Raw genomic sequence first — 25,053 nt, 5'->3', positions numbered from 1 at the left:
TGGGAAACCACGACGAACTAACTGAACGTGTTCACCCGCCGTTCACCTTCCATCCTGGAGCTGTCCACCGGCGCCGCATACGTTGCCAGGGAGTTTGAAGCCAACCGTCCAAAGTCGAAAGTGGGATAAGTGAAGCTCAACCTTGGCAAGACACTCGGAACCACGCTGTCGGTGACCGCGATCGCCGCGTTGACCCTGTCCGCGTGCGGCAGCGACAACAACGCCGCCACGACCGCGACGGGCGGCAACGGGGCAGCGTCGGCCGCGGAGTGCGGTGGCAAGGATTCCGTCACCGCCGAGGGCTCGACAGCTCAGCAGAACGCGATCGCCGAGTTCAACAAGGTCTGGGGCCAGCTGTGCGAGGGCAAGAACCTGTCGTACAACCCCACGGGTTCGGGCGCGGGTCGCGAGCAGTTCATCGCCAATCAGGTCGACTTCGCCGGGTCGGATTCGGCGCTCAAGGGTGACCAGGTCAAGCAGGCCGCCGAGCGCTGCGGCGGCAATCCGGCGTGGAACCTCCCGCTGGTGTTCGGCCCCGTCGCACTGGCCTACAACCTCGAGGGCGTCGACACGCTGGTGCTCAACGCCGACCTGCTCGCCAAGATCTTCCAGGGTCAGATCACCAGGTGGAACGACCCCGCGATCGCGGCGCTGAACGCGGGCACCAACCTGCCGGACACCGCGATCACCCCGATCTACCGCTCGGACTCGTCGGGCACCACCGACAACTTCCAGAAGTACCTGGCCACCGCGGCCCCGCAGAGCTGGACCAAGGGCGAGGGCAGCGAGTTCCAGGGCGGTGCCGGCGAAGGCGCCCAGAAGTCCGCGGGGGTCGTGCAGGCCGTCCAGGCCACAGGCGGTGCGATCGGTTACGTGGAGAAGGGTTTCGCCGAACAGGCAGGTGCGCCGTTCGCTCAAATCGACAGCGGCGCAGGGGCTGTCGCGTTGACCGACGAATCGGCCAAGAAGGCGATCGACGCCGCCAAGTTCGCCGCCGAAGGCAATGACCTGACGCTGGACCTGAACTCGCTGTACGGAACCAAGGAGCCTGGCGCCTATCCGCTGGTGCTGGCCACCTACGAGATCGTCTGCTCGAAGGGCTACGACCCGGAGACCTCGGCGGCGGTCAAGTCGTTCCTGACGGTCGCCGCGAACGAGGGTCAGCAGAATCTTTCGCCTGCGGGTTACGTGCCGCTTCCGGACCGCTTCAAGGAGCGCCTGCTGACGTCCATCGAAGCTATTGCCTAGTTTCGTGGCGCGCCGGCACGGATACGGTGAGGATGGGTCCTGGGACCGATGACCGATAGGCTCGAAGTGACAATCCCCAATCCGGCCGACGCGGGATCGGGTGAAGCGCTTGCTTCACCCTTTCCCGAGCCGACCCCGATCTCCACCAGCCCGTCGAGGAACGCCAAAGAGCGTGTCGGCGACCGCATCTTCCGCGGATTGGCGGAGGGTTCCGGCGCGTTCATCGTCGCGCTGATCGCGGCGATCGGCGGATTCCTGCTGTGGCGGGCGATTCCGGCGCTGGCACGCAATGAGGAGAACTTCTTCCTCTACGGCGGCAATTGGATCACCACCGACACGTCGGCGATGCACTTCGGCATTCTCGACCTGCTGCAGGTGACGGTGTTCGTGTCGGTGTTCGCACTGGTGCTCGCCATGCCTGTGGCGCTGGGCATCGCGATCTTTTTGACCCAGTACGCGCCGCGGCGGGTGGGCGGCCCGCTCGGGTACATGGTCGACCTGCTCGCTGCGGTACCGTCGATCATCTACGGTGTCTGGGGGCTTTACGTCCTTGCGCCCGTTCTGGAACCGATCGCGTTGTGGCTCAACGAAAATCTCGGTTGGCTGTTTCTCTTCAAGACCGGAACCGCGTCGGTGGCCGGCGGCGGCACCATCTTCACCGCCGGAATCGTGTTGGCGGTGATGATCCTGCCGATAATCACCGCGGTGACGAGGGAAGTGTTCGTTCAGACACCGCGCGGTCAGATCGAGGCGGCGCTGGCGCTGGGCGCGACCCGTTGGGAGGTGGTGCGGACCACCGTGCTGCCCTTCGGCATGTCGGGCTACATCAGCGGCGCCATGCTCGGCCTCGGCCGTGCGCTCGGTGAGACGATTGCGCTGCTGATCATCCTGCGTGGCACGCAGGAAGCGTTCGGGTGGTCGCTGTTCGACGGCGGATACACCTTTGCCAGCCTGATCGCCGCCACGGCAAGCGAATTCAACGATCAGTACAAGGCGGGCGCCTACATCGCGGCCGGTCTCGTTCTGTTCATCCTGACGTTCGTGGTGAACTCGCTGGCGCGCGCCGCGGTCGCCGGGAAGGCAGCGAAATGACCTCGACGCTGGACCGCCCGGTCAAGGCGACGACATTCCAGGGAGTCGGGCTTCGGCGCAAGCTGACCAACAACGTCGCGACGGTTCTGGTCACGCTGTCGGTGCTGATCGCTCTGGTGCCGCTGCTGTGGGTGCTGTACTCGGTGATCGTCAAGGGCTTCACGGCGCTGACATCACCGGTCTGGTTCACCAATTCGCAGGCGGGCATGACGGCTTTCGCGGCCGGCGGCGGCGTGTACCACGCGATAGTGGGCACGCTGTTGCAGGGTTTGGTGTGCGCGATCATCTCGATCCCGATCGGCGTGTTCGTCGGGATCTATCTCGTCGAGTACGGCGGCGGAACGAGATTCGCCAAGGTGACCACCTTCATGGTCGACATCCTCACCGGTGTTCCGTCGATCGTCGCCGCGCTGTTCATCTACGCGTTGTGGGTGGCGACGCTGGGATTTCCGCGGTCGGGATTCGCGGTGTCACTCTCGCTGGTGTTGTTGATGATTCCGGTCATCGTGCGCGCCACCGAGGAGATGCTGCGCATCGTTCCGATGGATCTGCGGGAAGCCAGTTACGCGCTCGGCGTGCCGAAGTGGAAGACCATTGCGCGCATTGTGATTCCGACTGCGTTGTCGGGCATCGTCACAGGGGTCATGCTGGCGCTGGCGCGCGTCATGGGCGAGACCGCGCCGTTGCTGGTTCTGGTCGGCTATGCGCAGGCGATGAACTTCGACATGTTCGACGGCTTCATGGGCTCGCTGCCCGGCATGATGTACGACCAGACATCGGCGGGCGCCGGCGCCAATCCTGTTCCCACCGACCGGTTGTGGGGCGCTGCCCTGACCTTGATCCTGCTGATCGCGATACTCAACATCGGGGCCCGTTTCCTCGCGAAGATCTTTGCCCCCAAGAAGGTTTAGGAGCTTTCGATGGCCAAGCGTTTGGACCTCAAGGACGTCAACATCTTCTACGGCTCATTTCACGCCGTCGCCGATGTCTCGCTGGCGGTTCCGCCCCGGAACGTGACGGCGTTCATCGGTCCGTCGGGCTGCGGCAAGTCGACCGTGCTGCGGACGTTGAACCGCATGCACGAGGTGATCCCGGGTGCGCGGGTCGAGGGGTCGGTGCTGCTCGACGGCGAAGACATCTATGCCGCCGGCGTGGACCCGGTCGGCGTGCGCAAGACGATCGGCATGGTGTTCCAGCGCCCGAACCCGTTCCCCACCATGTCGATTCGCGACAACGTCGTCGCCGGGCTCAAGCTGCAAGGCGTCCGCAACAAGAAGACGCTCGATGAGGTGGCCGAGCGGTCGCTGCGGGGCGCCAATCTGTGGAACGAGGTCAAGGACCGGCTGGACAAGCCCGGCGGTGGGTTGTCCGGCGGTCAGCAGCAGCGGTTGTGCATCGCCCGGGCGATCGCCGTGCAACCCGATGTGCTGCTGATGGACGAGCCGTGCTCGGCGCTCGACCCCATCTCCACGCTGGCGATCGAGGATCTGATTGCCACGCTCAAGCAGGAGTTCACGATCGTCATCGTCACGCACAACATGCAGCAGGCCGCTCGGGTGAGTGATCAGACGGCGTTCTTCAACCTCGAAGCCACCGGCAAGCCGGGACGCCTGATCGAGATCGACGACACCGAGAAGATCTTCTCCAACCCGACGCAGAAGGCCACCGAGGACTACATCTCCGGCCGGTTCGGCTGACCGTCTGCCCCCGCCTTTGCGCGAGGCCTTACTGCGCGGGTAAGCGCGCGTCAGCGCGAACCAGCGCGGGTCAGCGCGGCGCGGGGATCTCCTCTTCCGCCGGATGCTTACCCGTGACCTGGAAGATCACCCGCCGGGCGACCTCGACGGCGTGGTCGGCGAACCGCTCGTAGAAGCGGCCCAGCAGGGTCACGTCGACCGCTGCGGCCACCCCGTGCTTCCACTCGCGATCCATCAACACGGTGAACAGATGGCGGTGCAGGTCGTCCATCGCATCGTCTTCTTCGCCGATCCGGGCCGCCTTCTCCGGGTCGCGGGTGACCAGCACCTCCTGGGCACTGTTACCGAGTTCGACTGCGAGACGCCCCATTTCGGCGAAGTAACCGTTCACCTCTTCGGGCAGGGCGTGCTGGGGATGGCGGCGACGAGCGATCTTGGCAACGTGCAGTGCGAGCGCGCCCATGCGATCCACATCAGCGACGATCTGGATTGAGCCCACGATCGCGCGGAGGTCCCCGGCGACCGGCGCCTGCAGAGCGAGCAGCACAAACGCCGCCTCCTCGGCGCGCGCGCTCATCGCGGCGATCTGTTCGTGGTCGGTGATGACCTGTTCGGCCAGCACCAGATCGGCCTGCAACAGGGCCTGAGTCGCGCGCTCCATCGCTGCGCCGGCCAGTCCGCACATCTCGCCTAGCTGACTGGTCAGGGCATCCAACTGCTCGTGGTACGCGGTACGCATGGCTCCAGCCTACGGGCTTTGCTGCCCGAACGGCATGAGGCGAGCGGTGAACGACCGGTGAACGCCGACCGCCCAAACGCGGTGATGAGGACCGCTACTCGCAAGTCGTGTCGGCGGCGTTGGTGACCGCGAGATCCTCGGGGAGCTGCGTCGGAGTGCTATGGATCCCGCGCACGACCTGCACCTGGACCGGCGACCCGCTCGGCGACGGCGCGTTCACCGTGTAGAAGTCGGAGCCGAGCACCACGCGCACGGTGTCGCCCATGCCCGAGACCCGCTCGATCATCGGGCTGGCGAAGGAGGAGGCCACCGTCGCGGCCGCCTCCTCATTGCCCGGCGAGAAGAACACCGTCGTCGAGTCCAGGGGATCCGGGTAGTCGTCGGGGGTGGTGACGTTGAAACCGTGGGTCTGCAATTCGCTGGCCGCGGTCGCGGCGAGGCCGGTCTCGCCGGTGGAGTTCGAGACCTGAACCGTGATGTCGGCCGGATTCGTGGTGACCGCGTCGACCAGTTCGCTCGACGGTGCCGAATCGTGCGTCGGTGCCGCCGACTCGGGCTGGGCGCTCATCGACTCGGGTGTGCCCGGCACCGGGGTGTTGTCGGCGTTCTTCTCCTCGGGCAGCGGATCGTCGTTGATGATCGCGTCGAAGATCGCGCGAGTGTCTTCCTCGCGCAGATGCTCGTTGCCGTACTCGTCCATGTAGCCGGTCGTCGGGACGGTCAGGAACGTGATCCGGCCCGCCGCGATGCCCTGAATCGACTGGCCGAGCCGGACCAGGTCCTTGGTGTCCATGTTGTCGACGTAGCTGTCGTTGATGAACATGTTGACGACGTTGTTGAGCTTGGACAGTGAGAAGAACACTTCCTTGGAAATCATCTCGCGCATCAGCGAGGACAAGAACAGCTGCTGACGTTTGATTCGCCCGTAGTCGCCGTTGGTTTCGGTGGTCACCTGGCGGGCGCGAACGTACTGCAGCGCCGTGTGCCCGTCGACGATCTGGCGGCCGGCCTTCGGCAACACCGTGCCGAGTTCGTAGTCCTCGAGCGGTGTGGTGCTACACACTTCAACGCCGCCGAGCGCGTCGACCATCTTGGAGAAGCCCGCGAAATCGACTGCCATGAAACGGTTTATCGACAGGCCCGACATCTTCTGGATGACCTTCACCAGACACTTGGGGCCACCGACGGCGTACGCCGAGTTGAGCTTGTACTCCGTGTAGACCTCCTCGGCCCCGTACATCGGCGAATCCGGGTCGGTGATGGGTCCGTACGTGCGGGTCTTGGGATCCCACGGCTCGCATTTCATCGGTTCGATGGCGAGGTCACGCGGAAACGACACAGCCACAACGCGTTCCCGGTTCGCCGGGATGTTCACCAGCATCACGGTGTCCGACCGCGCGCCGGCGGCGTCCTCGGTGGTGCCCGCGCCCATGTCGCTGTTCTCGCCGATCCGGCTGTCGACGCCGACGATCAGGAAGTTCTCGTCACCGAACTGCGCGTTCGGGTCGAGGATGTCGCGGGAGTCCGGGTCGAGCGCGGAGATCCGGTTGAGCATGTTGTTCTTGGCGGACTGCCACTGCCATGCCCCGCCGGTCAGCGCGAGCGCGAGCACGGCGATCACGGCTGCGACCGCGCGCCCGGCGATGACCGCCCTGCGGCGACGGCGGCGCGGTTCCGAGCGCGTGCGGCGCGTGACCGAGTGCGCCGGGGGCACCCTGCTCGGGCGGCGCACCAGGGCCAGATCGGGCAGGTCCGGGTGGTCGTGCAGCACCGGCAGGATCTCGGTGTCGTTGTCGTCGGCCCCGGCTTCGGTTGGCGCGTCCGGTCCGGGCACCGCGTCGATGATCTCGGTGGGCGGCGAGGGCGGGGCGGGAGGTTCAGGGCGTTCGGTGGGGGTCGGTGGTTCGGGTTCGCGGCGCCGACGGCGCAACTCCGGGGGGACCGCGGTGTCGCCCGACAGCTTGGCGATCAGGTCGGCGACGGTGACGCCGTCGGTGTGGTTGCCGGTGGGCGCACCATCGTCCGGGTCGTCGGCGTCGGCTGCGAACGGCTCTGACCTGTCAGGATGGGGGGAAACGCCGGTGCGCTCCCACGGCGCTGAACCCGCCGCCGGTCGCTGGCTTCGGGTGAGCCATTGGTTGTCCCCGCCGGTCGGGTCCCCGGGGCCAGGAGTGGCGTTGTCGCCGTCACTCATGTTCCTACCGGCCTCCGACTCGTATCGCGTGCAGCACAGGGGTGTGCGCCGGTGCCGCGCGCCGTTGCGTCGGCACCTGGGTGGCCCCGCGACGGGAGCTCATTACAGACGAGACTCATATCGTACTGAGACATCCTGAGAGATGTGATGTCGGAGTCGTCTCGGAAAAGAGACGACTGCGAGACGGCCGGGACGCGGGTCAGCCCCCGGAGTGCATGACCTCGGCGCCGGCGGGTACGGTGCAGTCGTCCGGATCGGTCAACCAACCCTCCGGCAGAGCGACCGCGGCCGCGGAACCCTGGCGCCCGCGCGGTCCGGTCGCCGCTTCGGGAAACGGCACGGCGGCGTCGAGCCTGCCGAGCAGCGCCTCGAGCTCGGCGAGGGATTTGACCAGCGCCAATGACCGCCGCAGCTCGGCGCCGGCGGGGAAGCCGTGCAGATACCAGGCGATGTGCTTGCGAATGTCGCGCATGCCCTTGTCCTCGCCGAAATGTGCGGACAGCAACTCGCCGTGCCGCAGGATGATCGACGCCACCTCCCCGAGCGTCGGGGGCGTGGGCGCCGGGCGTCCGGTGAAGGCCGCCGACAACTCGGCGAACAGCCACGGCCTGCCGAGGCAGCCACGACCGATCACCACGCCGTCGCACCCGGTCGCCGACATCATCGCCAGCGCGTCCGCGGCCTCGAAGATGTCGCCGTTGCCCAGCACGGGCACGTCGGTGACGTGTTGCTTGAGCGCCGCGATCTGCTCCCAGTCCGCCGTGCCGGAGTAGCGCTGGGCCGCCGTGCGGGCATGCAAGGCGACCGCCGCGGCGCCCTCCTCGGCGGCGATCCGGCCCGCATCCAGGTGAGTGCGGTGGGCGTCGTCGATGCCGATGCGGAACTTCACCGTCACGGGTATGTCGGTGTTTTCCGTCGCGGCAACCGCAGCCCCCACAATCTGCCCGAACAGCTTGCGCTTGAACGGCAGCGCCGCGCCGCCCCCGCGCCGGGTGACCTTGGGCACCGGGCAGCCGAAGTTCATGTCGATGTGGTCGGCCAGCCCCTCGTCGGCGATCATCTTCGCCGCGGCGTAGGTGTTCTGCGGATCGACCGAGTACAGCTGCAGTGACCGCGGGCTCTCATCGGATGCGAACGTCACCATGTGCATGGTCGCGGGATGCCGTTCGACGAGGGCCCGCGCAGTGACCATCTCGCACACATACAGGCCGCTGACCGTGCCCGCCCTGGCCAACTCGAGTTCGCGGCACAGCGTGCGGAACGCCACGTTGGTCACACCGGCCATCGGGGCCAGTACGACGGGGCTGCGGAGTCGAAGCGGGCCGATCTGCAGTTCGCGCGTTTCGGCCAGGACCGTCATGACGCCGGTCACGTCGAGCTGGCGGCCAGGACCTTCTTCGCGGACAGCTTCTCGGCTTTGCGCGCCTCGCGCTCGAGGCGGCGCTGCTTGGACTCCTCGAACTTCTGCGAGGCGTCCTCCAGCTCCTCGACGAGCACACCGAGGTCGTCGCGCATCCGAGCGGCCTCACCCGTGAAGTCCTCGCGTTCGAAGATGCGCCACTTCTTCAACACCGGCATCACCACGTCATCGAGGTGGATGCGCGGGTCGTAGACACCGCCCACCGCGATGATGACGGCCTTGCGGCGGAACTCCGGAACGGTGTAGCCGGGCATCTTGAAGTTGCGCAGCACCCGGTGCAGCGAATGCATCGCCTGGTCCGGGGCGATCTCGAAGCCGGCCTCGCTGACGTCGCGATAAAAGATCATGTGCAGGTTCTCGTCGGCCGAGACCCGGGCCAGCAGCTGGTCGGCGACGGACTCGTTGCACGCCTTGCCGGTGTTGCGGTGCGAGACACGGGTCGCCAGTTCCTGGAACGTGACGTAGATGACCGAATCGAAGAGGCTTTCGGCGAAGAGGTCGCCCTGCTGGTTCTGGCCGGGGGAGAAGCCGCGGGTGACCTGCTCGACGCGCAACTGTTCCAGCTGCACAGGGTCGACCGCGCGGGTGACGACGAGGTAGTCGCGCAGCGCGATGCCGTGGCGGTTCTCCTCGGCCGTCCAGCGATTCACCCACTGCCCCCAGGCGCCGTCCATGCCGAAGTTCATCGCGATCTCGCGGTGGTACGACGGCAGGTTGTCCTCGGTCAGCAGGTTCTGGATCATCGCGACCTGGGCGACCTCTGATAGCTGGGCCTGCTCGGGGTCCCAATCCTGGCCGCCGAGCGCGTAATAGTTCTTTCCGTCCGACCACGGGATGTAGTCGTGGGGGTTCCAGTCCTTGCGCATCGACAGGTGCCGGTTGAGGTTCTTCTCAACCACGGGCTCGAGCTCATGCAGCAGGTGCAGGTCAGTCAGGTTCTCGTGCATCGGTCCTCAGTCCTTCTCGCGTGCATGGGTCGTTCGTCCTCCTCGCGTGCGGGAAGCCCCTCCAGTTATCTGTACCTGTTGGTTGCACTCAATATATCTGTGAACCCCGGTGACATTCAAGTTCCGTCAGGGGTGTCACGTATGCACCACCAGTCGCATCTGTGCGTTGTAGTATCCCGCCGGGCAACATCGACGCCCGGGCCGAAGCGTCACGAGTCTTGGAGGGCGGGCGTTGCTCAAGCCGCGGAACCTACTGGCCGCTGCGCTCGCCGCGGCGGCAGCCTCAGGTGTTGCGCTCGTCGGAGCGGGCGAGGCGACGGCCGTCCCCGACGTCGTCGACCGGACTTACAGCGACGCACAGAAGATCATCCAGCGGGCAGGCGGAAACGCCGTGATCGCGACGCGGGTGGGAAGCGGCGCCGACGAAGCCGAGTGCTTGGTGACGAACGCGTGGGACGCGGCGGTCCGGCGGCCGAACTCGCGTGGGCGCCCGGTCGCCAACTCCGATGTGATGGTGGCGCTGAACTGCAACGCGGCCGTGGCGGCTCCCGGCGCGCCGGGCAACTCGGCGATGAGCCCGGTCGGCCGCGACGCCAAGGCCGAGCAGCAACGCCAGGCGGCCAAGGCCGCGCGGGAAGCGGCCAGGCTGGAAGAGCAGGAGTTGGCCCGGGCGGAGACGCCGAACACCTGACCTTTTGCCACTTCGCAGCGGTGGCGGCATACACCCGCACGCAATAGACTTCCACCAGCTATGCACATGGCGGTTATCGCCCGGACATGCAGGTTGGCGGCATCGTGAAAAAGGTCATCTCGATCGCGTTCCTGTCAGCGACGAGTGCAGCCGCGGCATCGGCTGCCCTGTGCGGGGCGGGTATCGCCGCCGCCGCGCCCGATGTGGTCGGGATGAAATATTCCGATGCGCAGCAGCAGATCGAGGACAGCGGCGGGACGCCGGTGATCGCCACCAAGGTCGGTGACAAGCTCGATGAGGGCGAATGCATCGTGACGCATGCCTGGGACTCCTCGTTCCTGCGTATCGCCGAGCCCGACAGCGATGAGATTTCCGTCGCGCTGAACTGTGCCGGCGAATACGCCACGGCCACCCACCCGGGTGCCTCGGTCGGCAGTCCTGCTGGTCGACAGGCGAAGTCGGAGGCCGAAGAGGAAGCCGCAAAGCAGGAAGAACAGGAACTCGAGAACCCCGTCACGCCCGACGAGTAGCGTTCAGTAACTCGACACGCGGCCGAGCAACATCGCGACGCAGTGGTCGATGAACTGCTCCCGCGTGACGGCGAGCCTGCCGTTGAGATACGCGGTGAACAGCGCGGTCAGCGCCCCGATCAACCCGGTGGCGACCATGGCCGCCAGCGCGGGATCGGTGATGCGGGTGAGCTTTCGCTGCAGCAGTTCGATGAAGCTGGGCATCCACTCGGCGCCCGATCGGGTCAGCACCGGTTCACTGGCCGGCGCGAGCAGCAGCACCCTCCCGCGGGTCGGATCGTCGACCATCAGTTCCACGAACCGCTCGACGGCGTCGCGCGGGGTCTCGGCCGTCATCAAGGTCGACATCGCGCGCGCGCACACGTCGTCGTAGACCGCACGGACGAACTCATCGCGGTCGGTGAAGCTCTCGTAGAAGTAGCGCTCGGTCAGGCCGGCGGCCCGGCACACGGCGCGGACAGTGAGGGAAGGGCCGTGCGCGCTGCCGAGAAGTTCGACGCCCGCGGCGATGAGTTCGTCGCGGCGCAACACCTGACGGTCTTGCAGCGGCACGCCGGACCATCGGCCCCGTCGTTGACCCGAAGGCACATCCCTCCTAAGCTCGGCGATGACAACGCCCGTAGTCAAAAATCTGCGATGGACCCGGACGGAAGTACATCAGTGACTCAAGATACGTCTGAGACGTGCCCGGTGACCAGCGTGTCCCCGATGGCGGCCGGCTGCCCGGTGACGTCTGGCGGCTACGACGCGCCGCCACTTCCGCTGGGTCCTGACTCGCTGACGTGGAGGTACTTCGGTCAGTGGACGGGACTGTTTCAGGGCACCTGGGCGGGCTCGATGCAGAACATGCATCCGCAGTTGGGTGCGGCGGTGCAGGAGCATTCGATCTTCTTCATGGAGCGGATTCCTCGGCTCCTGCGGTCGATCTATCCGATCGGCGGCGTTGTCTTCGACGGTGACCGGGCGCCCATGACCGGCGCAGAGGTGCGCGACTACCACCTCGGGATCAAGGGAGTCGACGAGCAAGGGCGGCGATACAGCGCACTCAACCCCGACGTCTTCTACTGGGCGCACGCGACGTTCTTCAAGTCGACACTGCTGGCGGCCGAGAAGTTCGGCGGCGGGCTGACCGAGGACCAGAAACGTCAACTGTTCGACGAGCACATCACCTGGTATCGGATGTACGGGATGAGCATGCGCCCGGTGCCGAAGACCTGGGAGGAATTCCAGGAGTACTGGGATCACATGTGCCACAACGTCTTGGAGAACAACTGGGCGGCGCGCGAGGTGATGGATCTATCGACCATGCCCAAACATCCGTCGCTGGAATGGATTCCGGATCCGCTGTGGCGGCTGAACCTGAAGGTCATGCAGCACTTCCTGACGTTCATGACCGTGGCCCTGTACGATCCGCCCGTGCGCAAGCTGATGGGCTATACGTGGTCGCCCCGCCAGGAGTGGCTGCACCGGAGGTTTTGTGACGTAGTCACTTTCGCAAGCAAGGTGCTGCCCAAGCGCATGCTGATGCATCCGCGGAAGCGCTCTGCCTTTGATCGCGCGACCGGCCGCATCCCCGCGGACGCCCCACTGGCGCAGACTCCGGCGCGTAACCTGCCGCCGGTCGAGTATCGCGGTCAGCCGCAGTTCTACTGCCCGCAGGTCTGATCCGCTGCCGTCAGGCAGCTGGTGGAAAACCGAGTTCGTGTAACAGCATTCGGACGCGCTGCTCGATCTCGTCTCGGATCGGGCGGACGTCGTGGACGGATCGGCCAGCCGGATCGGGCAATTCCCAGTTCTCGTAACGCTTCCCGGGAAGCAGCGGGCAGGTGTCACCGCAGCCCATGGTGACAACGACGTCCGCCTCTCGAACCATGTCGTCGGTCCACTGCTTCGGCTGTGCGGACGCGATGTCGATGCCCTTCTCGGCCATCGCAGCGACTGCTGAGGGATTCACCTGATCAGCCGGCTCGGATCCGCCGGAGAATACCGAGACACGTTCGCCGCCAAGGAGTTCAGCGAAACCCATTGCCATTTGCGAGCGGCCCGCGTTGTGAGTGCACAAGAACAGCACGGTGGTCATCGGATCGCCACTGGTGTGATCTCTGCGAACCGTCGGCGTAGAAACAGGGAGACGTAGACGAGCCCGACGAGTACGGGCACCTCGATCAGCGGCCCGACGACGCCGGCGAGAGCCTGTCCGGAAGTCGCGCCGTATGTGGCAATGGCCACGGCGATGGCGAGTTCGAAGTTGTTGCCCGCGGCGGTGAACGCCAGCGTCGTGGTGCGCTCATATCCCATACCGAGCATCAAGCCGAGCCCGTAGCCGCCCGCCCACATGATCGCGAAATAGGCGAGCAGCGGCAGGGCGATACGAACGACATCCAAGGGGCGGCTGATGATCTGATCTCCCTGCAACGCGAACAGGACGACGATCGTGAACAGCAGTCCGTAGAGCGCCCAAGGACCGATTCGGGGCAGGACTCTCGACTCATACCAGTCGCGTCCCTTGGCCCGCTCGCCCAAGCGACGCGACAGATAACCCGCCAGGAGCGGGACGCCCAAGAAGATCAGCACCGACTTCGCGATCTGCCAGGGCGACGTGTCGATTGTCGTCTGCTCGAGCCCCAGCCAGCCGGGCAGCACGGAAAGGTAGAACCAACCGAGAACCGCGAACATGAGGACTTGGAAGACCGAGTTGAGCGCCACCAGGACGGCGGCGGCCTCCCGGTCTCCACATGCGAGGTCATTCCAGATGATCACCATCGCGATACAGCGCGCCAGGCCGACGATGATCAGGCCGGTGCGGTACTCGGGCAGATCCGGCAACAACAGCCAAGCCAACGCGAACATCAGCGCGGGACCGAGGAGCCAGTTGAGCACCAGAGAGCTGATGAGCAGCTTGCGGTCGGCCGTTACGGTGTCGAGCCTGTCGTAACGGACCTTCGCCAGCGCCGGGTACATCATGACGAGCAGTCCGAGCGCGATCGGCACCGAGATACCGTCTACCTGAACATGATTGAGCACCCTGTTCACACCGGGTGTGAGCCGGCCGATGAGTAAACCCGCGACCATCGCAATGCCGATCCAGACTGGCAGGAGACGGTCCAGTGGCGAGAGCCTCTCCGCGACGTGCGTCTCGCGAACGAGGGGACCGCTCACTCTGGCGTTCCGACGGTTGCGTCGCTGTCGGCGACGCTCAGCACCGACGAGACGTTCCGCAGCGCCTCAGGAACCACCGAGTAGTAGACCCACGACGCTCGGCGCTCGGAAGTCAGCAATCCGGCCTCCTTGAGCACCTTGAGGTGGTGGGAGATCGTCGGTTGCGTGACGTCGAAATCGCGGGAGATGTCGCATACACATGCCTCTCCACCGGCGTGACTGGCGATCAAGCTGAGTAGCCGAAGTCGTACCGGGTCGGACAGGGCTTTGAGTTTCATCGCGACGTCGGCGGCAGCGACGACCGACAACGGTTCCCGGACCACGGGTGCATATTCGCAGCCGGGCACCGCCGGTTTAGACATCCATCGATATTGACATCCATCGAATCCATGTGCAAACGAACTGAGTACCCGCGCCGACCGTCAGCAGCAGGCGGCGTGGTCGGATGCTGCACCTCCACAGCAGATGGTCTCCTCATCGCCATCGGCGCGCTGTGGGCTGGTGCCGAACGTGTCGGAGTCGGCGAGAACCGTGTAGATCTCCCACTTCTCGCCGGCCGGACCGGTGACCCACACCTTGTCCTGCTTGGCGAAGCAACAGGTGGTGCCGATCTCCTCGTCGGTGAAGAGGCCCTCGTCGGTCAGTCGGGCAATCTCGGCATGCACGGTGTCGCTGGACTCGACCTCGACGCCGAGGTGATTGATGGTGCCGCCCTTGCCGGGGTTCTGCAGCAGGACGAGTTTCAGGGGCGGTTCCGCGACGGCGAAGTTGGCGTAGCCGTCCTTGACCTTGGCGGGTGCGGTGTCGAACAACTTCGAGTAGAAGGCGACGGCCTCGTCGAGGTCGTCAACGTTGAGAGCGAGCTGGACGCGGGACATGATGCTTCCTCCGTACCTGTGAGACATATATCGAAATAGCGTCTGCAGCCAGCATGTGCACCTTTTCGATATATGTCAATACCCTGTGGCAGGATGGTTGCATGCCCAAGGCACTGCCAGTGATCGACATGTCCGCCCCGGTGTGCTGCGCGCCCGTGGCGGCCGGCCCGATAAGCGACGACGATGCGCTGCACGTCGCGCTGCGGCTCAAGGCCCTCGGCGATCCGGCCCGGGTCAAGATCATGTCGTATCTGTTCAGCTCGGCTTCCGGCGAAGAGAACAGCAGCGAGCTCGCCACTGTTCTGGGCTTGACCGAGTCGACGGTGAGTCATCACATCAGCCAGCTTCGGCGGGCTGGGCTCGTCGAGTCAGAGCGTCGGGGCATGAACGTCTACCACCGGGCGCACCGCGACGCCCTCGTTGCGCTGTGCGCTGTGCTGGATCCGACGTGTTGTACATAGCGCCGACCACGAACGCCGAGCGCACGGTTACGTACGCGAAACGCCGAGAAGGCGTGTACGCAAGTGTGCACTCGCGGCGGCGGTCACGCTGTGGTGCAACGTATGTGGTGCCCCCACTAGGACTCGAACCTAGGACCTGCGGATTAAAAGTCCGTAGCTCTACCAACTGAGCTATAGGGGCGCGAAGGACAGGATACTGGGTACCTGTGGGCGGCTCGTTTGAGGATTGGGGAGCCGGTACCCTAAGCTATCGAGGCTCCCAACGTCATCACGTTGCGAGTACCCCGGAGAGATTCGGCTGGCCCCCTTCGTCTAGCGGCCTAGGACGCCGCCCTTTCAAGGCGGTAGCGCGGGTTCGAATCCCGTAGGGGGTACACGTGACGGCCCGTACGATGGGACGCACAGCAAGGCCCTGTGGCGCAGTTGGTTAGCGCGCCGCCCTGTCACGGCGGAGGTCGCGGGTTCAAGTCCCGTCAGGGTCGCCATTACGGCGAGGCATCTGGGGTTGTGCACGACCGGTGCCTTCCGGCCAGGTAGCTCAGTTGGTACGAGCGTCCGCCTGAAAAGCGGAAGGTCGCCGGTTCGATCCCGGCCCTGGCCACCACGTTCGACCTGCGCACGCACACGCCTCCTCGAAAACTCGTGTCGATGGCGGTGCAAATCGTCCGGTAGCGTCGTCATCAGCTTTGTGGGCCGTTTGGGGATTGGCATGGCAAACGAACTTGAAGTCGACGCGGCCGGGTTGCGGACCGCCGCCGGCCGCAGTGAGGCTGTCGCCGCGGCGCTGACCCCTGGAACCACCGATGGTGCGTCTGGCACCTACCCAAGTCAGGTGGGCGTGGCCGCCGTTCTTGCCGCAGTCCAGTCCGTCCGCACCCGCCAGTCCCACCGCATCACCGGACAGGCCAATGACCTCTCGGTAGGCAGCGCTCGGTACGAAGCCACGGATTCCGACGCCGCGGACACCATCACGGTGACTGTGTGAGCGCTGCTCCTACCGGGGCCGTCGTGCTGCCCAGCCGGTCGGATATCGAGAACTGGCCGACCGAGCACCTTGACAACGCGGCGGTCCGGCTGCGGACGTCGGGCAACCAGTCCGTCACGTCGTTCGAGCAGCACCGACAGAACATCGTCGCTCCCGGCGGAACAACCTGGGAGGGTGACGCGAAGGACGCCGCGCTGAATCGGGTTGCCACCGACACCGCGGTGGTGCGCCGGCACACGGCCGTTCAGGATGAGGCCGCCGCCCAAGTCCGTCGAAGATGCGGCGAAGGAACCAGAGGCTGAGCCCGATGGCAAGCCTTCTGACACGAGCGACGTTGGGGGCACACTCGAAGACCTGTTGAATCCGGAAGAAGCCGCGCCCGGTAAAACCGGCGACCGTGAGCCCAGTGGCCTTCCGCCGGCGCTCAGCCAGCAGCCGCCGCGGAGCGCACTGGATCAGATCCTCAACCAACACGCCGGAAACGGCAAAGGGGACGGCCAGGATGGGCGCTACACCAAATCCCCGTTGACCGCGCCGATCGTGGAGGCCGACCCGTCGGTGGTCGATCGACAAGCCGCCCGAGTCGATGCTGCCCGCGAGGCCCTCGACGCTGCGCAAGCCGAGTTGGACGCCGGTGCCGGACAGACCTACTCGCAGGGCGCGGGGGCGGGTCCAGGACGGGACGTCACGGACCCCCTGAGCCAAGCGGTGTTCGACGCCCGCGGAGAGCTGACCGAACAGACGGCGATCCTCGAAGAACTCACCCAGGCCCGGAGCGAACTAGGTGGCCAGGCCGTGCCGATCCCGCCGCTTCCGGAAAACGCTGACGTGCAAGCGTTCCCGCCGGAACCGCCGGTCCTCGAGCGAGCGACCGGGGCGTTTGCCGAGGGCATGAAGGACACCTCGAAGACCATCTGGGATCTGACGATGCCCGACGTGGGCAACATGTACGACGTCGCCACCAACTGGGACGAGGCCTCTGGCGCCGAGCGAGCCCAAGCCATCGCCGACGCTGCCGGCATGGCTCCCATACCCGGCGGCAAAATCCTCGGCGAAGGCATCGAACACGGACTCGACGCCCTCGGCGGGGCATCCCGTCACGTCGATGACGTCCCCACGGCCCACGTCGACGTCGATCCGCCGCCTACGCCGCACAGCCACGGCGACGCACCCTCTGGCAGTCATGGGCCGGTCGACACGTCTCCTGCACCGCATACTCATGTCGAGACGCCCACGTTCGACCTGACTACCGACCACGCCCTGGCCTTGGGAGCCGACCCAGCCAGAGGTGGGTCGTTTGTGGCAAGCGAAGCCGAGACCGGCCTCAGAATTGAACATGAACTGGGCGTCAACCTTTCGCGAGCTGAAGCGGGTGCCTCCCACGACTGGGTTGACGCCAGCGGAAGGACATACGACGCGGTCGGAAACTTCCCCTCGAAGTTCTTTGACGCTCAGTGGTCGAACTTGCAAGATCAAATAATCCGCCACGCAGACCTCAAAGCCGAGATAGTTCCCGTAGATGTTTCTAGGTTCACCGCCGCGCAGCAAGAAACGGTAAGAGAGTTTGTGCGAAGCCTGAATAATCCCAACATTATCGTTATAGGAGGACAGTGAATTGAGCGGATTCGTCCGATTTATTGAGGATGACTGGTCCTGGAGCTCATCGATGACGCGACTTTTGTTTGATTTCTTGGTTGACCAACTCCCCGAAGGCCATGCCAGGTCCTACATTGAAGAGTTGCGAGACAATAATGTAATGATGTTGGATTTGCGCGATCCTTCACAGGACCTGATCGTGGCGGCGATCGTTGATGACTTTCCGCGGTACCTGGAAGGCATGGATTCTAATTTACGGATGTCTCTTCAACCGGGCTTCACCGAGTTGCTTAAACTCGCAAATTCCCAGCACAGGCATAATCAAGCGACAACGGCGTAGTTCGTCACACCATCGAATGTCATAAAATACCTGCGGCGACGGCGGTGCTGGCCGTCAACGAACTCGATGATGTGCCGCTAGAGCTGCGTGTGCACGTGGCTGCGGGCTGTGTAGCGGTTCAGACGACGCTTTCCACGACACACGTCAACTTGCGCGAGACTGTAAGAGGCGGTGTTACCAGCGAAGTGGCGATGCCATTTGTGCGGCGGTTCGCAAAGACCTGAAAGGCCGCAGCACTGAAACTAACCGACTCTGCGACCAATAGCACAGCCCGCCGTGGCGGATGGAAGATCGGCGTCGGTTACGGCACATGGATCAAGCTTCGCCAGCACGCCGCCGCAATCGAGAGCGGCAGGGTCTAGAACTTATGCAGTACCGGCGGTACTGTATAAGTTCGTGGGCGTCAACGCAGAACTTCATCCGCCGAGCTGGGCCCCCACCTTCGTCCGCTGGCAGCACACGCAGATCGGCTGGCTCAGGTCCTGGCAGCTAACGTTCAAGGGGCTGTGGGCGGGATACCGCCACACCATCTTCGACTACGCCTCGCAGCTGCCGGGCCAGGACGACATCGTGGTGGCTCGAGCGCCGCTGGCCAAGTTCGTCGTCGTCCGGAATCCAGACATCGCCCGCCACGTCCTGGTCTCCAATCAGGACAACTACGCGAAGAACGCCGAATACGATCTTCTCGCAGTGGCTTTCGGCCGTGGCCTAGTCACCGACCTCAATGATGAGCAGTGGCAACGCAATCGCCGATTGGTGCAGCCGATCTTCGCGAAGCGACAGGTTGACACTCTCGCCCCACAGATGACCGCCGCGGCAGTGGCCGCCGCCGAGCGGTGGCATCGCCATGCCGCCACTGGCCAGCCCCTCGACATTGCGGCCGAGATGAACTACATCACCATGGACGTCATCGCCCGCACCATGTTCGGCATCGAGCTGAGCGGTCGGCTCGCCGAACAAATGCGGATCGACTTCTCCAGGCTGCTCACGCTTTTCGGCTACGGGTTCATCGGCGCAGCGGCGCGGCCGTGGCGCCAGCTCAGCGACCGCGTGGGCTCACCGCGGCTGGCCATCAAGGCGCTACGCGTCGGCGCCTCGGTCACCGCTCCACGCACCATGCGCGGGCTGCGCCGCATCGAGCGGTTCATCGACGGACTGATCGCCGAGTATCGCAGTGGACGCATCGACCGCACCGACAATCTGCTGGCCCTGCTGATTGCCGCCGAGGACCCCGAAACGGGTTACCGCTACAGCGATGTGGAGATCCGCGACGAGCTGATGACGTTCCTCGGCGCGGGCTTCGAAACCACTGCGGCCGCCCTGGCGTGGACCTGGTATCTGCTGTCTCAGAACCCGCAGGCGCGAACCCGGCTCGGCCGTGAGCTCGACGAGGTACTCGCCGGCCGCGAGTCCACCGCCGACGATGTCGACAACTTGCCGTGGACCCAGGCGGTGGTCGCAGAGGCAATGCGCAGGTATCCGCCGATCATGGGGCTGGGCAGGGTGGCCAAGTCCGACGACGTCCTCGGCGACTACCCGATCAAGCGCGGCACCAACGTCGCGATCCTCATCCACGGCGTGCACCACAACGGCCGGGTATGGGAGGACCCGCAGAACTTCCACCCGGAGCGCTTCTTGAAAGAGAACCTCGACCCGCACCAGCGTCGCGCTCACATCCCGTTCGGCGCCGGCAAGCGGATGTGCGTCGCCTCGGGCTTCGCCACCCTGGAGGCGAACCTCTTGGTGGCGACTTTGGCGCAGCGATTCGAGCTCGATCTCGTCCCCGGCCAGCGACTGCGCCGCGAACTCACCTTCACCGGCGGTCCGGACGGGCCCCTGATGATGTCACTTCGGCCGCGGGCGCACTCGGACTTGCGCCCCGCCAGGGGGTGACGCCGCGCCGGGCGCTACGGGGAGCCGCCCCCTTGTCTTCTCCGGTACCACCACGTACCGTACATCGGTACCTTGGTGTACCACCGCGCAGGAGGAAGGCGGCTCATGGCCGAAGCGACGACGGACCCCGTGCGGCTCCCGCCCGGGCCCCGGCTCCCCAAGGCGGCGGTCGGACTGGCATTCCTGACCGCCCGGCACAGGGCGATCGTGGCGCTCGGCCGCAAGTACGGTGGTGCCTTCAGCGTCGAACTGCCGGTCTTTGGGCCCGCACTCGTGATCAGCGAGCGAAGCCTCATCAAGGAACTGTTCACCTCGAACAGTGACCTGGTTGCCAGGGCATCCAACCTCGGCCAGGTGCTGGGACCGGGGTCGACGTTCAGCCTCGACGGCGACGAGCATCGCGAACGGCGAAAACTGCTGGTGCCCCCGTTCCACGGCAAGCGGATGGTCGGTTACGAGGCGATCGTCGAGGAAGAGGTGATGCGCGAGATCGCCACATGGCCCGAAGGGCGCGAGTTCGAGACGTTGGAGCCGATGATGCGCATCACGCTCAACGCGATCCTGCGCACGGTCTTCGGGGCCGAGGGCGGCGCTCTCGACGAGCTGCGCGAACTGCTGCCGCCGATGGTGCCGCTGGCGTCCCGAATGGCCCTGCTACCCAAGGCGCTGCGGCGCGATGTCGGGCCGTGGAGTCCGTGGGGCCGGGTGCAGCGCGCTCGGCGGCGCTACGACGAGATCATCGCGACGCTCATCTCCGAGGCGCGCGCCGACCCCGGATTCGAACACCGCACCGACATCCTCGCCCTGCTGTTGCAGGCTCGCTACGAGGACGGTTCGCCGATCTCCGACGGTCACGTCGCCGACGAACTGCTCACGCTGCTGGCCGCCGGGCACGAGACGACCGCGACCACGCTGGCGTGGACGGTCGAACGGCTGCGCCGACATCCAAGGCTGCTGTCGCGGCTGACCGCCGAAGTCGACGCCGGGGGCACCGAGTTGACCCAGGCCACGGTGTGGGAGGTGCAGCGGACGAGACCCGTCGTCGAGGCGACGATCAGGGTCACCCGTGATCGGCTTCGGCTGGGCGAGTGGGTGGTTCCCAAGGGCCACACCGTCATCGCCAGCATCGGGATGGCTCACGAGTCCCCGCAGAACTTCACCGATCCCGCCGTGTTCAACCCGGACCGGTTCCTCGGGGCCAACCCCGACACCCACACCTGGATTCCCTACGGCGGGGGCATCCGCCGTTGTATCGGTGCCGCGTTCGCGAACATGGAAATGAACGTCACACTGCGAACCCTGTTGCGCGAGTTTGAGTTCGGCACGACATATGAACCGGGGGAGCGTCGGCGCTCACGCGGGGTCGCCACCGCGCCTGCCCGCGGTGGCCGCGCCGTCGTGTTCCGGCGGCCGACGGCGACCCGGATGACTTCGAAGAGCGATGAACAGCGGGTGTCGGCGTGATCGGGCAAGAGACGGTCGTCGACGTCGGCCGCGGCATCGAGCTGTGCTATCAGCAGATCGGCAATCCGACAGACGCACCATTGCTGCTGATCGCCGGTCTCGGCCAGCAGTTGCATTCCTGGCCGGACGATTTCGTCACCGCACTGGCCGCCCGTGGGTTCTGCGTGACACGCTTCGACAACCGCGACGCGGGCCGGTCCACCCACATGACCCACCGGCCGCCGAACTCCGTCGCGATGTTCCGCGGCCGCAACTCCTACCACCTGGGCGACATGGCACGCGACACCATCGGGCTGATGGACGCGCTCGGCTACCAAGACGCGCATTTGGTCGGAATTTCGATGGGCGGCATGATCGCTCAGACCGTCGCCGCGCATCACCCCGGCCGTGTCCGCACGCTGACCTCGATCATGTCGACCACGGGTGCGTCCCGTCTCGGCAGGCCCGCGTGGTCGACCTGGCGGCGCATGTTGACGGCCCGGCCACCGCGCACGCGCGCCGAGGCGATGGACCGTGCGGCGAACATGTTCCGCCATATCGGCTCTCATGGCTACCCGTACGACGAGCGCGCGGTCCGCGAAGCCGCGGCGATCGCCTGGGACCGCGACCCGACCAACGGCGGCATCGTGCGCCAACTCGCGGGCATCTTCGCCTCCGGCGACCGAACCGCCGAACTGGCCCACATCGACGTGCCCACCCTGGTCATCCACGGCGACCGGGACCGCATGGTGCACCCGACCGGCGGCGCGGCGACCGCGCGCGCGATCCCGGGCGCTCGATTGGAAACCATCCAAGGCCTCGGCCATGACCTGCCCACCGGTGCGTGGGACCGCGTCATTGACCTCATCATCGACCACATCACCGTCAAGGAGTCAGCATGAGCAAGCAGCGCAGGACGATAAGCGGCCGCACCGCGGTAATCTCCGGCGCCGCATCAGGCATCGGTCGTGCACTGGCACAACGTCTTTCGTCGTACAGCTGCCCGGTGGCCATCGCCGACGTCGACGAGCGCGGGCTCAAGGAGACAGAGGCGTCGCTGCGCGGTCCGGCCCTGCTGCGGGTGCTCGACGTGCGCGACGCCGACGCGCAGCGCGACTTCGCCGCCGAGGTGCGTGAGTGGGCGCCGCAGCCGATCGGCGCGGTGTTCAACAACGCGGGCGTCGCGGTGGCGTCGAAAGTGCTGGACGCAGTGCCGGAAGACGATCAGTGGCTGTGGGACATCAACTTCGGTGGTGTGGTCAACGGCACCAGGGCGTTCCTGCCGATCCTCGTCGAACAGGACGAAGGCGTTGTCGTCAACACCTCGAGCGTGTTCGGTCTCGTCGGCATGCCGACGCAAAGTGCCTACTGTGCGGCCAAATTCGCGGTCCGCGGGTTCACCGACTCGCTTCGCCAGGAGTTGCGTGGCACCGGGGTTTCGGCGGTCAACGTACATCCCGGCGGCATCAACACCAACATCGTGCGCAACGCTCGGTACCGGCAGGATCCCGACGGTCGCGGCCGCACCCAGGAACAGATGGCCCAGGAGTTCGCCTCGATCACGATGACACAACCGGACAAGGCGGCGGCGATCATTCACCGCGGCGTGGAGGCAGGCAAGGCCCGCATCCTCGTCGGCCCCGACGCCTACCTGTTCGACGCGCTCGGGCGTATTGCGCCGACCCGCTACTACGACGCGCTCGGCGGCCTCGAGGCGTTCCTGCGCAAGCGCTCGAGCCGCTAGGCGGTCCGGACCGCGAGGTCCAACAGGCCCGGATCGTGCGAACAGATCAGGAACAGGTCGGGCTCGTTGCGGCCGTACAGCTCGGTGAGCCGGGCGTGGTTGTCGCGGACCTGTTTGCGGTCGAACGCCGCGAACTCCTCGAAAGCTCCTAACAGCCAGGGAATTCGACCTTCGCCCCCGATGGTACTGGGGTGGTAGAACGCGTCCCCGCAGTGCAGCAGCCAGCGGCTGCCGGCATCGACGGCGACACAGGCGTGGCCACGGGTATGCCCAGGCAGCGAGACCAGCACAAGGCCCGCCGAGATTTCGGTCAGCTCCTTGGCGGCGGCGAAGCCGCGCCACGGCTCGCCGTCGGGATCGTGTGCGACGATCTTGGGTCCGTGCGCCCACTGCGCGGGCCGGAACCTGAACTTCTCCGCCCGCGTGGGCGCTTGCATCGCGCCGAGCGCTTCTGCTGCGGTGCAATGAATTTCGGCGTCCGGAAAGTCCGCGATGCCGCCAATGTGGTCGGCGTCGAAGTGGGTGACGACGATGTGTCGCACATCGTCGCGGCGAAAGCCCAACCGTTGCACCTGTCGAACGGCGCTCTCGTCGCGGTCGAAGACCGGTCGGGTGATGCGGCGGATCGGGCCGGTGCGCGGCGCCGGAGCGTCGCAGTCGCGCAGGCCGTAGCCGCTGTCGACGAGTACCAGACCGTTGTCGGTCTCGACGAGCAGCACATGGCACACCAGGCGATGCACGCTCGGCGGTCGCATCGATCCACAGTTGAGGTGGTGCACCTTCACGGCGCGCCGCCGGTGATCATCTCCGCACTGTACGGCCGGAAGCGGCGTCAGGCGGTCGACTTGACCTCCGCCGCCGACTGCTGATGCCGGCGTTGCCGCTCGATCGTGGCCAGGTAGAACGCCCAGGCGAACGCCGAACTGGCGAACAGGATGAAGCCGAGATACAGCCAGGCATGTTTGATTCCGCGCCTGCGGCCGTCGACCAGCAACCACGCCGGGAAGAGCAGCAGGCTCATGATCGTGTAGTCCTGGCTCGCCGAGCCGGCGGCCGGGTTGTCGTAGCCCAGCGCGATGAACTCCGACCAACTGCCGGGGCCCCAGATGAAGTTGTGCAGCCCACCCGGTGGCGCGTATTCGGCCACGAACTGGTTGTTGAAGTAGTAGCCGAGCAGCACCGAGGCGATGCCTGCGACGTAGTAGAACAACTCGAGCTTGGTGACCTGCGGGCCCGAGGAGTAGCGCGCGAAGATCGCCGGATTCGCCTTGACGATCACGGCGAGCGTCGCGAACCCGAGGAGGAGGTGAACGATCAGCGAGACCATAGCGGGGAGTCTGGCCACCCGCTGAAGTTTTGTCAATCGTGACATAACTTGGGTCGGGTACCTTCATGCACATGCCACGGCCGGCCCACACCGCACGCAGTGAACGCACGCGCGACGCGCTGCGAAGGGCGGCGGTGGTCCGGTTCCTGGCCCAGGGCGTCGAGGAGACCTCGGCCGAACAGATCGCTGCCGACGCCGGCGTCTCGCTGCGGACGTTCTACCGGCACTTCGCGTCCAAGCACGATCTGCTGTTCGCGGACTACGCGGGGTTGGAGTGGTTCCGGGCGGCACTGGCGGCGCGGAACCCGGACGAGTCCATCGTCGAGTCCGTCCAGTCCGCGATCATGGCACGCCCGTACGACGACTGGGCCGTCGCGCAGACCGCCGCGTTGCGCGCGCAGGAACTCGAACCGGGCCGGGTCGTGCGGCACATGCGCCAGGTCGAGGCCGACTTCGCCCGGGCGATCGAGGAGCATCTGAGCGAGGCCGGTCCACCAACCGTCTCCGCCGATGAGCGAATGCGGATCACCGTGACCGCGCGGTGCATCGCCGCCGCGGTTTTCGGGGCGATGGAGGTGTGGATGCTCGGGCAGGAGCGGTCCCTGCCCGAGTTGTCGCGGCTCACCGGAGAAGCGCTGAGGGTCGTGGCCGACGGAATCGACTGACAAT

26 protein-coding genes, 4 tRNA genes and 1 pseudogene are annotated in these 25,053 nt (G+C 65.8%); 20 read left to right on the top strand and 11 right to left on the bottom strand.

What is annotated here, in order from left to right:
* Positions 1-129 precede the first annotated feature (129 nt).
* From pstS to pstB, 4 genes are read left to right on the top strand one after another with little or no spacing between them, the layout of a single operon-like run.
* Positions 130-1,248 carry a phosphate ABC transporter substrate-binding protein PstS gene (gene pstS, locus AU187_RS07630; RefSeq protein WP_059166501.1) on the top strand — a complete coding sequence of 373 codons (1,119 nt, stop codon included), beginning with the start codon at positions 130-132 and terminating at the stop codon, positions 1,246-1,248.
* A gap of 48 nt (positions 1,249-1,296) precedes the next feature.
* Positions 1,297-2,340, top strand: a complete 1,044-nt coding sequence (gene pstC / locus AU187_RS07625; protein WP_059098307.1) for a phosphate ABC transporter permease subunit PstC — start codon at positions 1,297-1,299, stop codon at positions 2,338-2,340.
* Positions 2,337-3,251: a phosphate ABC transporter permease PstA gene (gene pstA, locus AU187_RS07620; RefSeq protein ID WP_059098306.1), complete on the top strand. Its 915-nt coding sequence runs from the start codon at positions 2,337-2,339 to the stop codon at positions 3,249-3,251. The genes pstC and pstA overlap by 4 nt, the downstream gene beginning before the upstream one ends.
* A gap of 9 nt (positions 3,252-3,260) precedes the next feature.
* The gene (pstB, locus tag AU187_RS07615) at positions 3,261-4,037 is read left to right on the top strand and encodes a phosphate ABC transporter ATP-binding protein PstB (protein ID WP_059098305.1); all 777 of its coding nucleotides are present in this window, start codon (positions 3,261-3,263) and stop codon (positions 4,035-4,037) included.
* Between the two features lie 70 nt (positions 4,038-4,107).
* On the opposite strand, the gene phoU is transcribed toward pstB, so the two are convergent.
* The 4 genes from phoU to AU187_RS07595 all read right to left on the bottom strand — a co-directional run bounded on the left by phoU (position 4,108) and on the right by AU187_RS07595 (position 9,337).
* Entirely contained in the window at positions 4,108-4,776 is a 669-nt protein-coding gene (gene phoU / locus AU187_RS07610) for a phosphate signaling complex protein PhoU (RefSeq protein ID WP_059098304.1), read from the bottom strand.
* 94 nt (positions 4,777-4,870) lie between these two features.
* Entirely contained in the window at positions 4,871-6,970 is a 2,100-nt protein-coding gene (locus tag AU187_RS07605) for an LCP family protein (RefSeq protein ID WP_059166500.1), read from the bottom strand.
* A 199-nt stretch (positions 6,971-7,169) separates the two neighbouring features.
* Positions 7,170-8,330, bottom strand: coding sequence for a tRNA dihydrouridine synthase DusB (gene dusB / locus AU187_RS07600; RefSeq protein WP_082691772.1), 1,161 nt, complete (start codon positions 8,328-8,330; stop codon positions 7,170-7,172).
* 8 nt (positions 8,331-8,338) lie between these two features.
* Positions 8,339-9,337 (bottom strand): acyl-ACP desaturase, encoded by a 999-nt coding sequence (locus tag AU187_RS07595; RefSeq protein WP_059098302.1) that lies wholly within the window; start codon positions 9,335-9,337, stop codon positions 8,339-8,341.
* 232 nt (positions 9,338-9,569) lie between these two features.
* Between AU187_RS07595 and AU187_RS07590 the strand changes: the two genes are divergently transcribed.
* Positions 9,570-10,028, top strand: coding sequence for a PASTA domain-containing protein (locus AU187_RS07590; protein ID WP_231740241.1), 459 nt, complete (start codon positions 9,570-9,572; stop codon positions 10,026-10,028).
* An 86-nt stretch (positions 10,029-10,114) separates the two neighbouring features.
* Complete coding sequence (locus tag AU187_RS07585; RefSeq protein ID WP_059098301.1) at positions 10,115-10,558, top strand: PASTA domain-containing protein; 444 nt, start codon at positions 10,115-10,117, stop codon at positions 10,556-10,558.
* Positions 10,559-10,561: 3 nt separating this feature from the next.
* Here AU187_RS07585 and AU187_RS07580 read toward each other — a convergent pair whose 3' ends face one another.
* Positions 10,562-11,146 carry a TetR/AcrR family transcriptional regulator gene (locus AU187_RS07580; RefSeq protein ID WP_059098300.1) on the bottom strand — a complete coding sequence of 195 codons (585 nt, stop codon included), beginning with the start codon at positions 11,144-11,146 and terminating at the stop codon, positions 10,562-10,564.
* A gap of 120 nt (positions 11,147-11,266) precedes the next feature.
* Between AU187_RS07580 and AU187_RS07575 the strand changes: the two genes are divergently transcribed.
* Positions 11,267-12,223, top strand: coding sequence for an oxygenase MpaB family protein (locus AU187_RS07575; RefSeq protein WP_502687744.1), 957 nt, complete (start codon positions 11,267-11,269; stop codon positions 12,221-12,223).
* 10 nt (positions 12,224-12,233) lie between these two features.
* Here AU187_RS07575 and arsB read toward each other — a convergent pair.
* The 3 genes and pseudogenes from arsB to AU187_RS07555 all read right to left on the bottom strand — a co-directional run bounded on the left by arsB (position 12,234) and on the right by AU187_RS07555 (position 14,595).
* A pseudogene (arsB, locus tag AU187_RS07565) lies at positions 12,234-13,717 on the bottom strand (ACR3 family arsenite efflux transporter).
* Positions 13,714-14,079: an ArsR/SmtB family transcription factor gene (locus AU187_RS07560; protein WP_059166496.1), complete on the bottom strand. Its 366-nt coding sequence runs from the start codon at positions 14,077-14,079 to the stop codon at positions 13,714-13,716. The pseudogene arsB and the gene AU187_RS07560 overlap by 4 nt, the downstream one beginning before the upstream one ends.
* 60 nt (positions 14,080-14,139) lie before the next feature.
* Entirely contained in the window at positions 14,140-14,595 is a 456-nt protein-coding gene (locus AU187_RS07555; RefSeq protein ID WP_059166495.1) for an ArsI/CadI family heavy metal resistance metalloenzyme, read from the bottom strand.
* Between the two features lie 101 nt (positions 14,596-14,696).
* Here AU187_RS07555 and AU187_RS07550 point away from each other — a divergent pair, with 101 nt between their 5' ends.
* Entirely contained in the window at positions 14,697-15,056 is a 360-nt protein-coding gene (locus tag AU187_RS07550; protein WP_059098294.1) for an Rv2640c family ArsR-like transcriptional regulator, read from the top strand.
* Between the two features lie 105 nt (positions 15,057-15,161).
* Here the strand turns inward: AU187_RS07550 and AU187_RS07545 are convergent.
* A tRNA-Lys gene (locus tag AU187_RS07545) sits at positions 15,162-15,237 on the bottom strand.
* Positions 15,238-15,357: 120 nt separating this feature from the next.
* Here AU187_RS07545 and AU187_RS07540 point away from each other — a divergent pair.
* From AU187_RS07540 to AU187_RS07490, 11 genes are all read left to right on the top strand, one after another.
* Positions 15,358-15,430, top strand: a tRNA-Glu gene (locus AU187_RS07540).
* 34 nt (positions 15,431-15,464) lie between these two features.
* A tRNA-Asp gene (locus AU187_RS07535) sits at positions 15,465-15,541 on the top strand.
* A 42-nt stretch (positions 15,542-15,583) separates the two neighbouring features.
* Positions 15,584-15,660: transfer RNA gene (locus AU187_RS07530), tRNA-Phe, on the top strand.
* A 105-nt stretch (positions 15,661-15,765) separates the two neighbouring features.
* Positions 15,766-16,041, top strand: coding sequence for a hypothetical protein (locus AU187_RS07525; RefSeq protein WP_059166494.1), 276 nt, complete (start codon positions 15,766-15,768; stop codon positions 16,039-16,041).
* Positions 16,038-16,343 (top strand): hypothetical protein, encoded by a 306-nt coding sequence (locus tag AU187_RS07520; RefSeq protein ID WP_059166493.1) that lies wholly within the window; start codon positions 16,038-16,040, stop codon positions 16,341-16,343. Before AU187_RS07525 ends, AU187_RS07520 begins: the two co-directional genes overlap by 4 nt.
* Positions 16,344-16,566: 223 nt before the next feature.
* Entirely contained in the window at positions 16,567-17,655 is a 1,089-nt protein-coding gene (locus AU187_RS07515) for a hypothetical protein (RefSeq protein ID WP_156442334.1), read from the top strand.
* A 52-nt stretch (positions 17,656-17,707) separates the two neighbouring features.
* Entirely contained in the window at positions 17,708-17,977 is a 270-nt protein-coding gene (locus AU187_RS07510) for a hypothetical protein (RefSeq protein WP_156442333.1), read from the top strand.
* 396 nt (positions 17,978-18,373) lie between these two features.
* Positions 18,374-19,870, top strand: a complete 1,497-nt coding sequence (locus AU187_RS07505; RefSeq protein WP_286131877.1) for a cytochrome P450 — start codon at positions 18,374-18,376, stop codon at positions 19,868-19,870.
* Positions 19,871-19,975: 105 nt separating this feature from the next.
* Entirely contained in the window at positions 19,976-21,334 is a 1,359-nt protein-coding gene (locus tag AU187_RS07500) for a cytochrome P450 (protein ID WP_059166490.1), read from the top strand.
* Positions 21,331-22,215 carry an alpha/beta fold hydrolase gene (locus tag AU187_RS07495; protein ID WP_286131876.1) on the top strand — a complete coding sequence of 295 codons (885 nt, stop codon included), beginning with the start codon at positions 21,331-21,333 and terminating at the stop codon, positions 22,213-22,215. The genes AU187_RS07500 and AU187_RS07495 overlap by 4 nt, the downstream gene beginning before the upstream one ends.
* Positions 22,212-23,057, top strand: coding sequence for an SDR family NAD(P)-dependent oxidoreductase (locus tag AU187_RS07490; RefSeq protein ID WP_059166489.1), 846 nt, complete (start codon positions 22,212-22,214; stop codon positions 23,055-23,057). The genes AU187_RS07495 and AU187_RS07490 overlap by 4 nt, the downstream gene beginning before the upstream one ends.
* On the opposite strand, the gene AU187_RS07485 is transcribed toward AU187_RS07490, so the two are convergent.
* Together AU187_RS07485 and AU187_RS07480 are read right to left on the bottom strand one after the other, a co-directional pair.
* A complete protein-coding gene (locus AU187_RS07485; protein WP_059166488.1) occupies positions 23,054-23,842 on the bottom strand; it encodes an MBL fold metallo-hydrolase in 789 nt (262 codons plus the stop codon). The two genes, AU187_RS07490 and AU187_RS07485, sit on opposite strands and share 4 nt — an antisense overlap.
* A 47-nt stretch (positions 23,843-23,889) precedes the next feature.
* Positions 23,890-24,384: a DUF2834 domain-containing protein gene (locus AU187_RS07480; protein WP_059098288.1), complete on the bottom strand. Its 495-nt coding sequence runs from the start codon at positions 24,382-24,384 to the stop codon at positions 23,890-23,892.
* A gap of 71 nt (positions 24,385-24,455) precedes the next feature.
* On the opposite strand from AU187_RS07480, the gene AU187_RS07475 reads away from it, so the two are divergent.
* The gene (locus AU187_RS07475; RefSeq protein ID WP_059098467.1) at positions 24,456-25,049 is read left to right on the top strand and encodes a TetR/AcrR family transcriptional regulator; all 594 of its coding nucleotides are present in this window, start codon (positions 24,456-24,458) and stop codon (positions 25,047-25,049) included.
* Positions 25,050-25,053 lie beyond the last annotated feature (4 nt).

Origin of the sequence: Mycobacterium sp. IS-1556 (genome assembly GCF_001499985.1) — a bacterium.
Taxonomy (GTDB): domain Bacteria; phylum Actinomycetota; class Actinomycetes; order Mycobacteriales; family Mycobacteriaceae; genus Mycobacterium.
This window is presented reverse-complemented; position numbering and strand designations above follow the sequence as displayed.

Bases quoted from the DNA above. Each gene is read 5' to 3' on its own strand.
- AU187_RS07510 (WP_156442333.1), top strand. From the start codon at position 17,708: ATGACGCGACTTTTGTTTGATTTCTTGGTTGACCAACTCCCCGAAGGC.
- AU187_RS07490 (WP_059166489.1), top strand. From the start codon at position 22,212: ATGAGCAAGCAGCGCAGGACGATAAGCGGCCGCACCGCGGTAATCTCC.
- AU187_RS07500 (WP_059166490.1), top strand. From the start codon at position 19,976: ATGGCCGAAGCGACGACGGACCCCGTGCGGCTCCCGCCCGGGCCCCGG.
- AU187_RS07525 (WP_059166494.1), top strand. From the start codon at position 15,766: ATGGCAAACGAACTTGAAGTCGACGCGGCCGGGTTGCGGACCGCCGCC.
- pstA (WP_059098306.1), top strand. From the start codon at position 2,337: ATGACCTCGACGCTGGACCGCCCGGTCAAGGCGACGACATTCCAGGGA.
- AU187_RS07550 (WP_059098294.1), top strand. From the start codon at position 14,697: ATGCCCAAGGCACTGCCAGTGATCGACATGTCCGCCCCGGTGTGCTGC.
- dusB (WP_082691772.1), bottom strand. From the start codon at position 8,330: ATGACGGTCCTGGCCGAAACGCGCGAACTGCAGATCGGCCCGCTTCGA.
- AU187_RS07475 (WP_059098467.1), top strand. From the start codon at position 24,456: ATGCCACGGCCGGCCCACACCGCACGCAGTGAACGCACGCGCGACGCG.
- phoU (WP_059098304.1), bottom strand. From the start codon at position 4,776: ATGCGTACCGCGTACCACGAGCAGTTGGATGCCCTGACCAGTCAGCTA.
- AU187_RS07595 (WP_059098302.1), bottom strand. From the start codon at position 9,337: ATGCACGAGAACCTGACTGACCTGCACCTGCTGCATGAGCTCGAGCCC.
- pstC (WP_059098307.1), top strand. From the start codon at position 1,297: ATGACCGATAGGCTCGAAGTGACAATCCCCAATCCGGCCGACGCGGGA.
- AU187_RS07560 (WP_059166496.1), bottom strand. From the start codon at position 14,079: ATGTCTAAACCGGCGGTGCCCGGCTGCGAATATGCACCCGTGGTCCGG.
- AU187_RS07605 (WP_059166500.1), bottom strand. From the start codon at position 6,970: ATGAGTGACGGCGACAACGCCACTCCTGGCCCCGGGGACCCGACCGGC.
- AU187_RS07480 (WP_059098288.1), bottom strand. From the start codon at position 24,384: ATGGTCTCGCTGATCGTTCACCTCCTCCTCGGGTTCGCGACGCTCGCC.
- AU187_RS07585 (WP_059098301.1), top strand. From the start codon at position 10,115: ATGCAGGTTGGCGGCATCGTGAAAAAGGTCATCTCGATCGCGTTCCTG.
- pstB (WP_059098305.1), top strand. From the start codon at position 3,261: ATGGCCAAGCGTTTGGACCTCAAGGACGTCAACATCTTCTACGGCTCA.
- AU187_RS07575 (WP_502687744.1), top strand. From the start codon at position 11,267: ATGGCGGCCGGCTGCCCGGTGACGTCTGGCGGCTACGACGCGCCGCCA.
- AU187_RS07555 (WP_059166495.1), bottom strand. From the start codon at position 14,595: ATGTCCCGCGTCCAGCTCGCTCTCAACGTTGACGACCTCGACGAGGCC.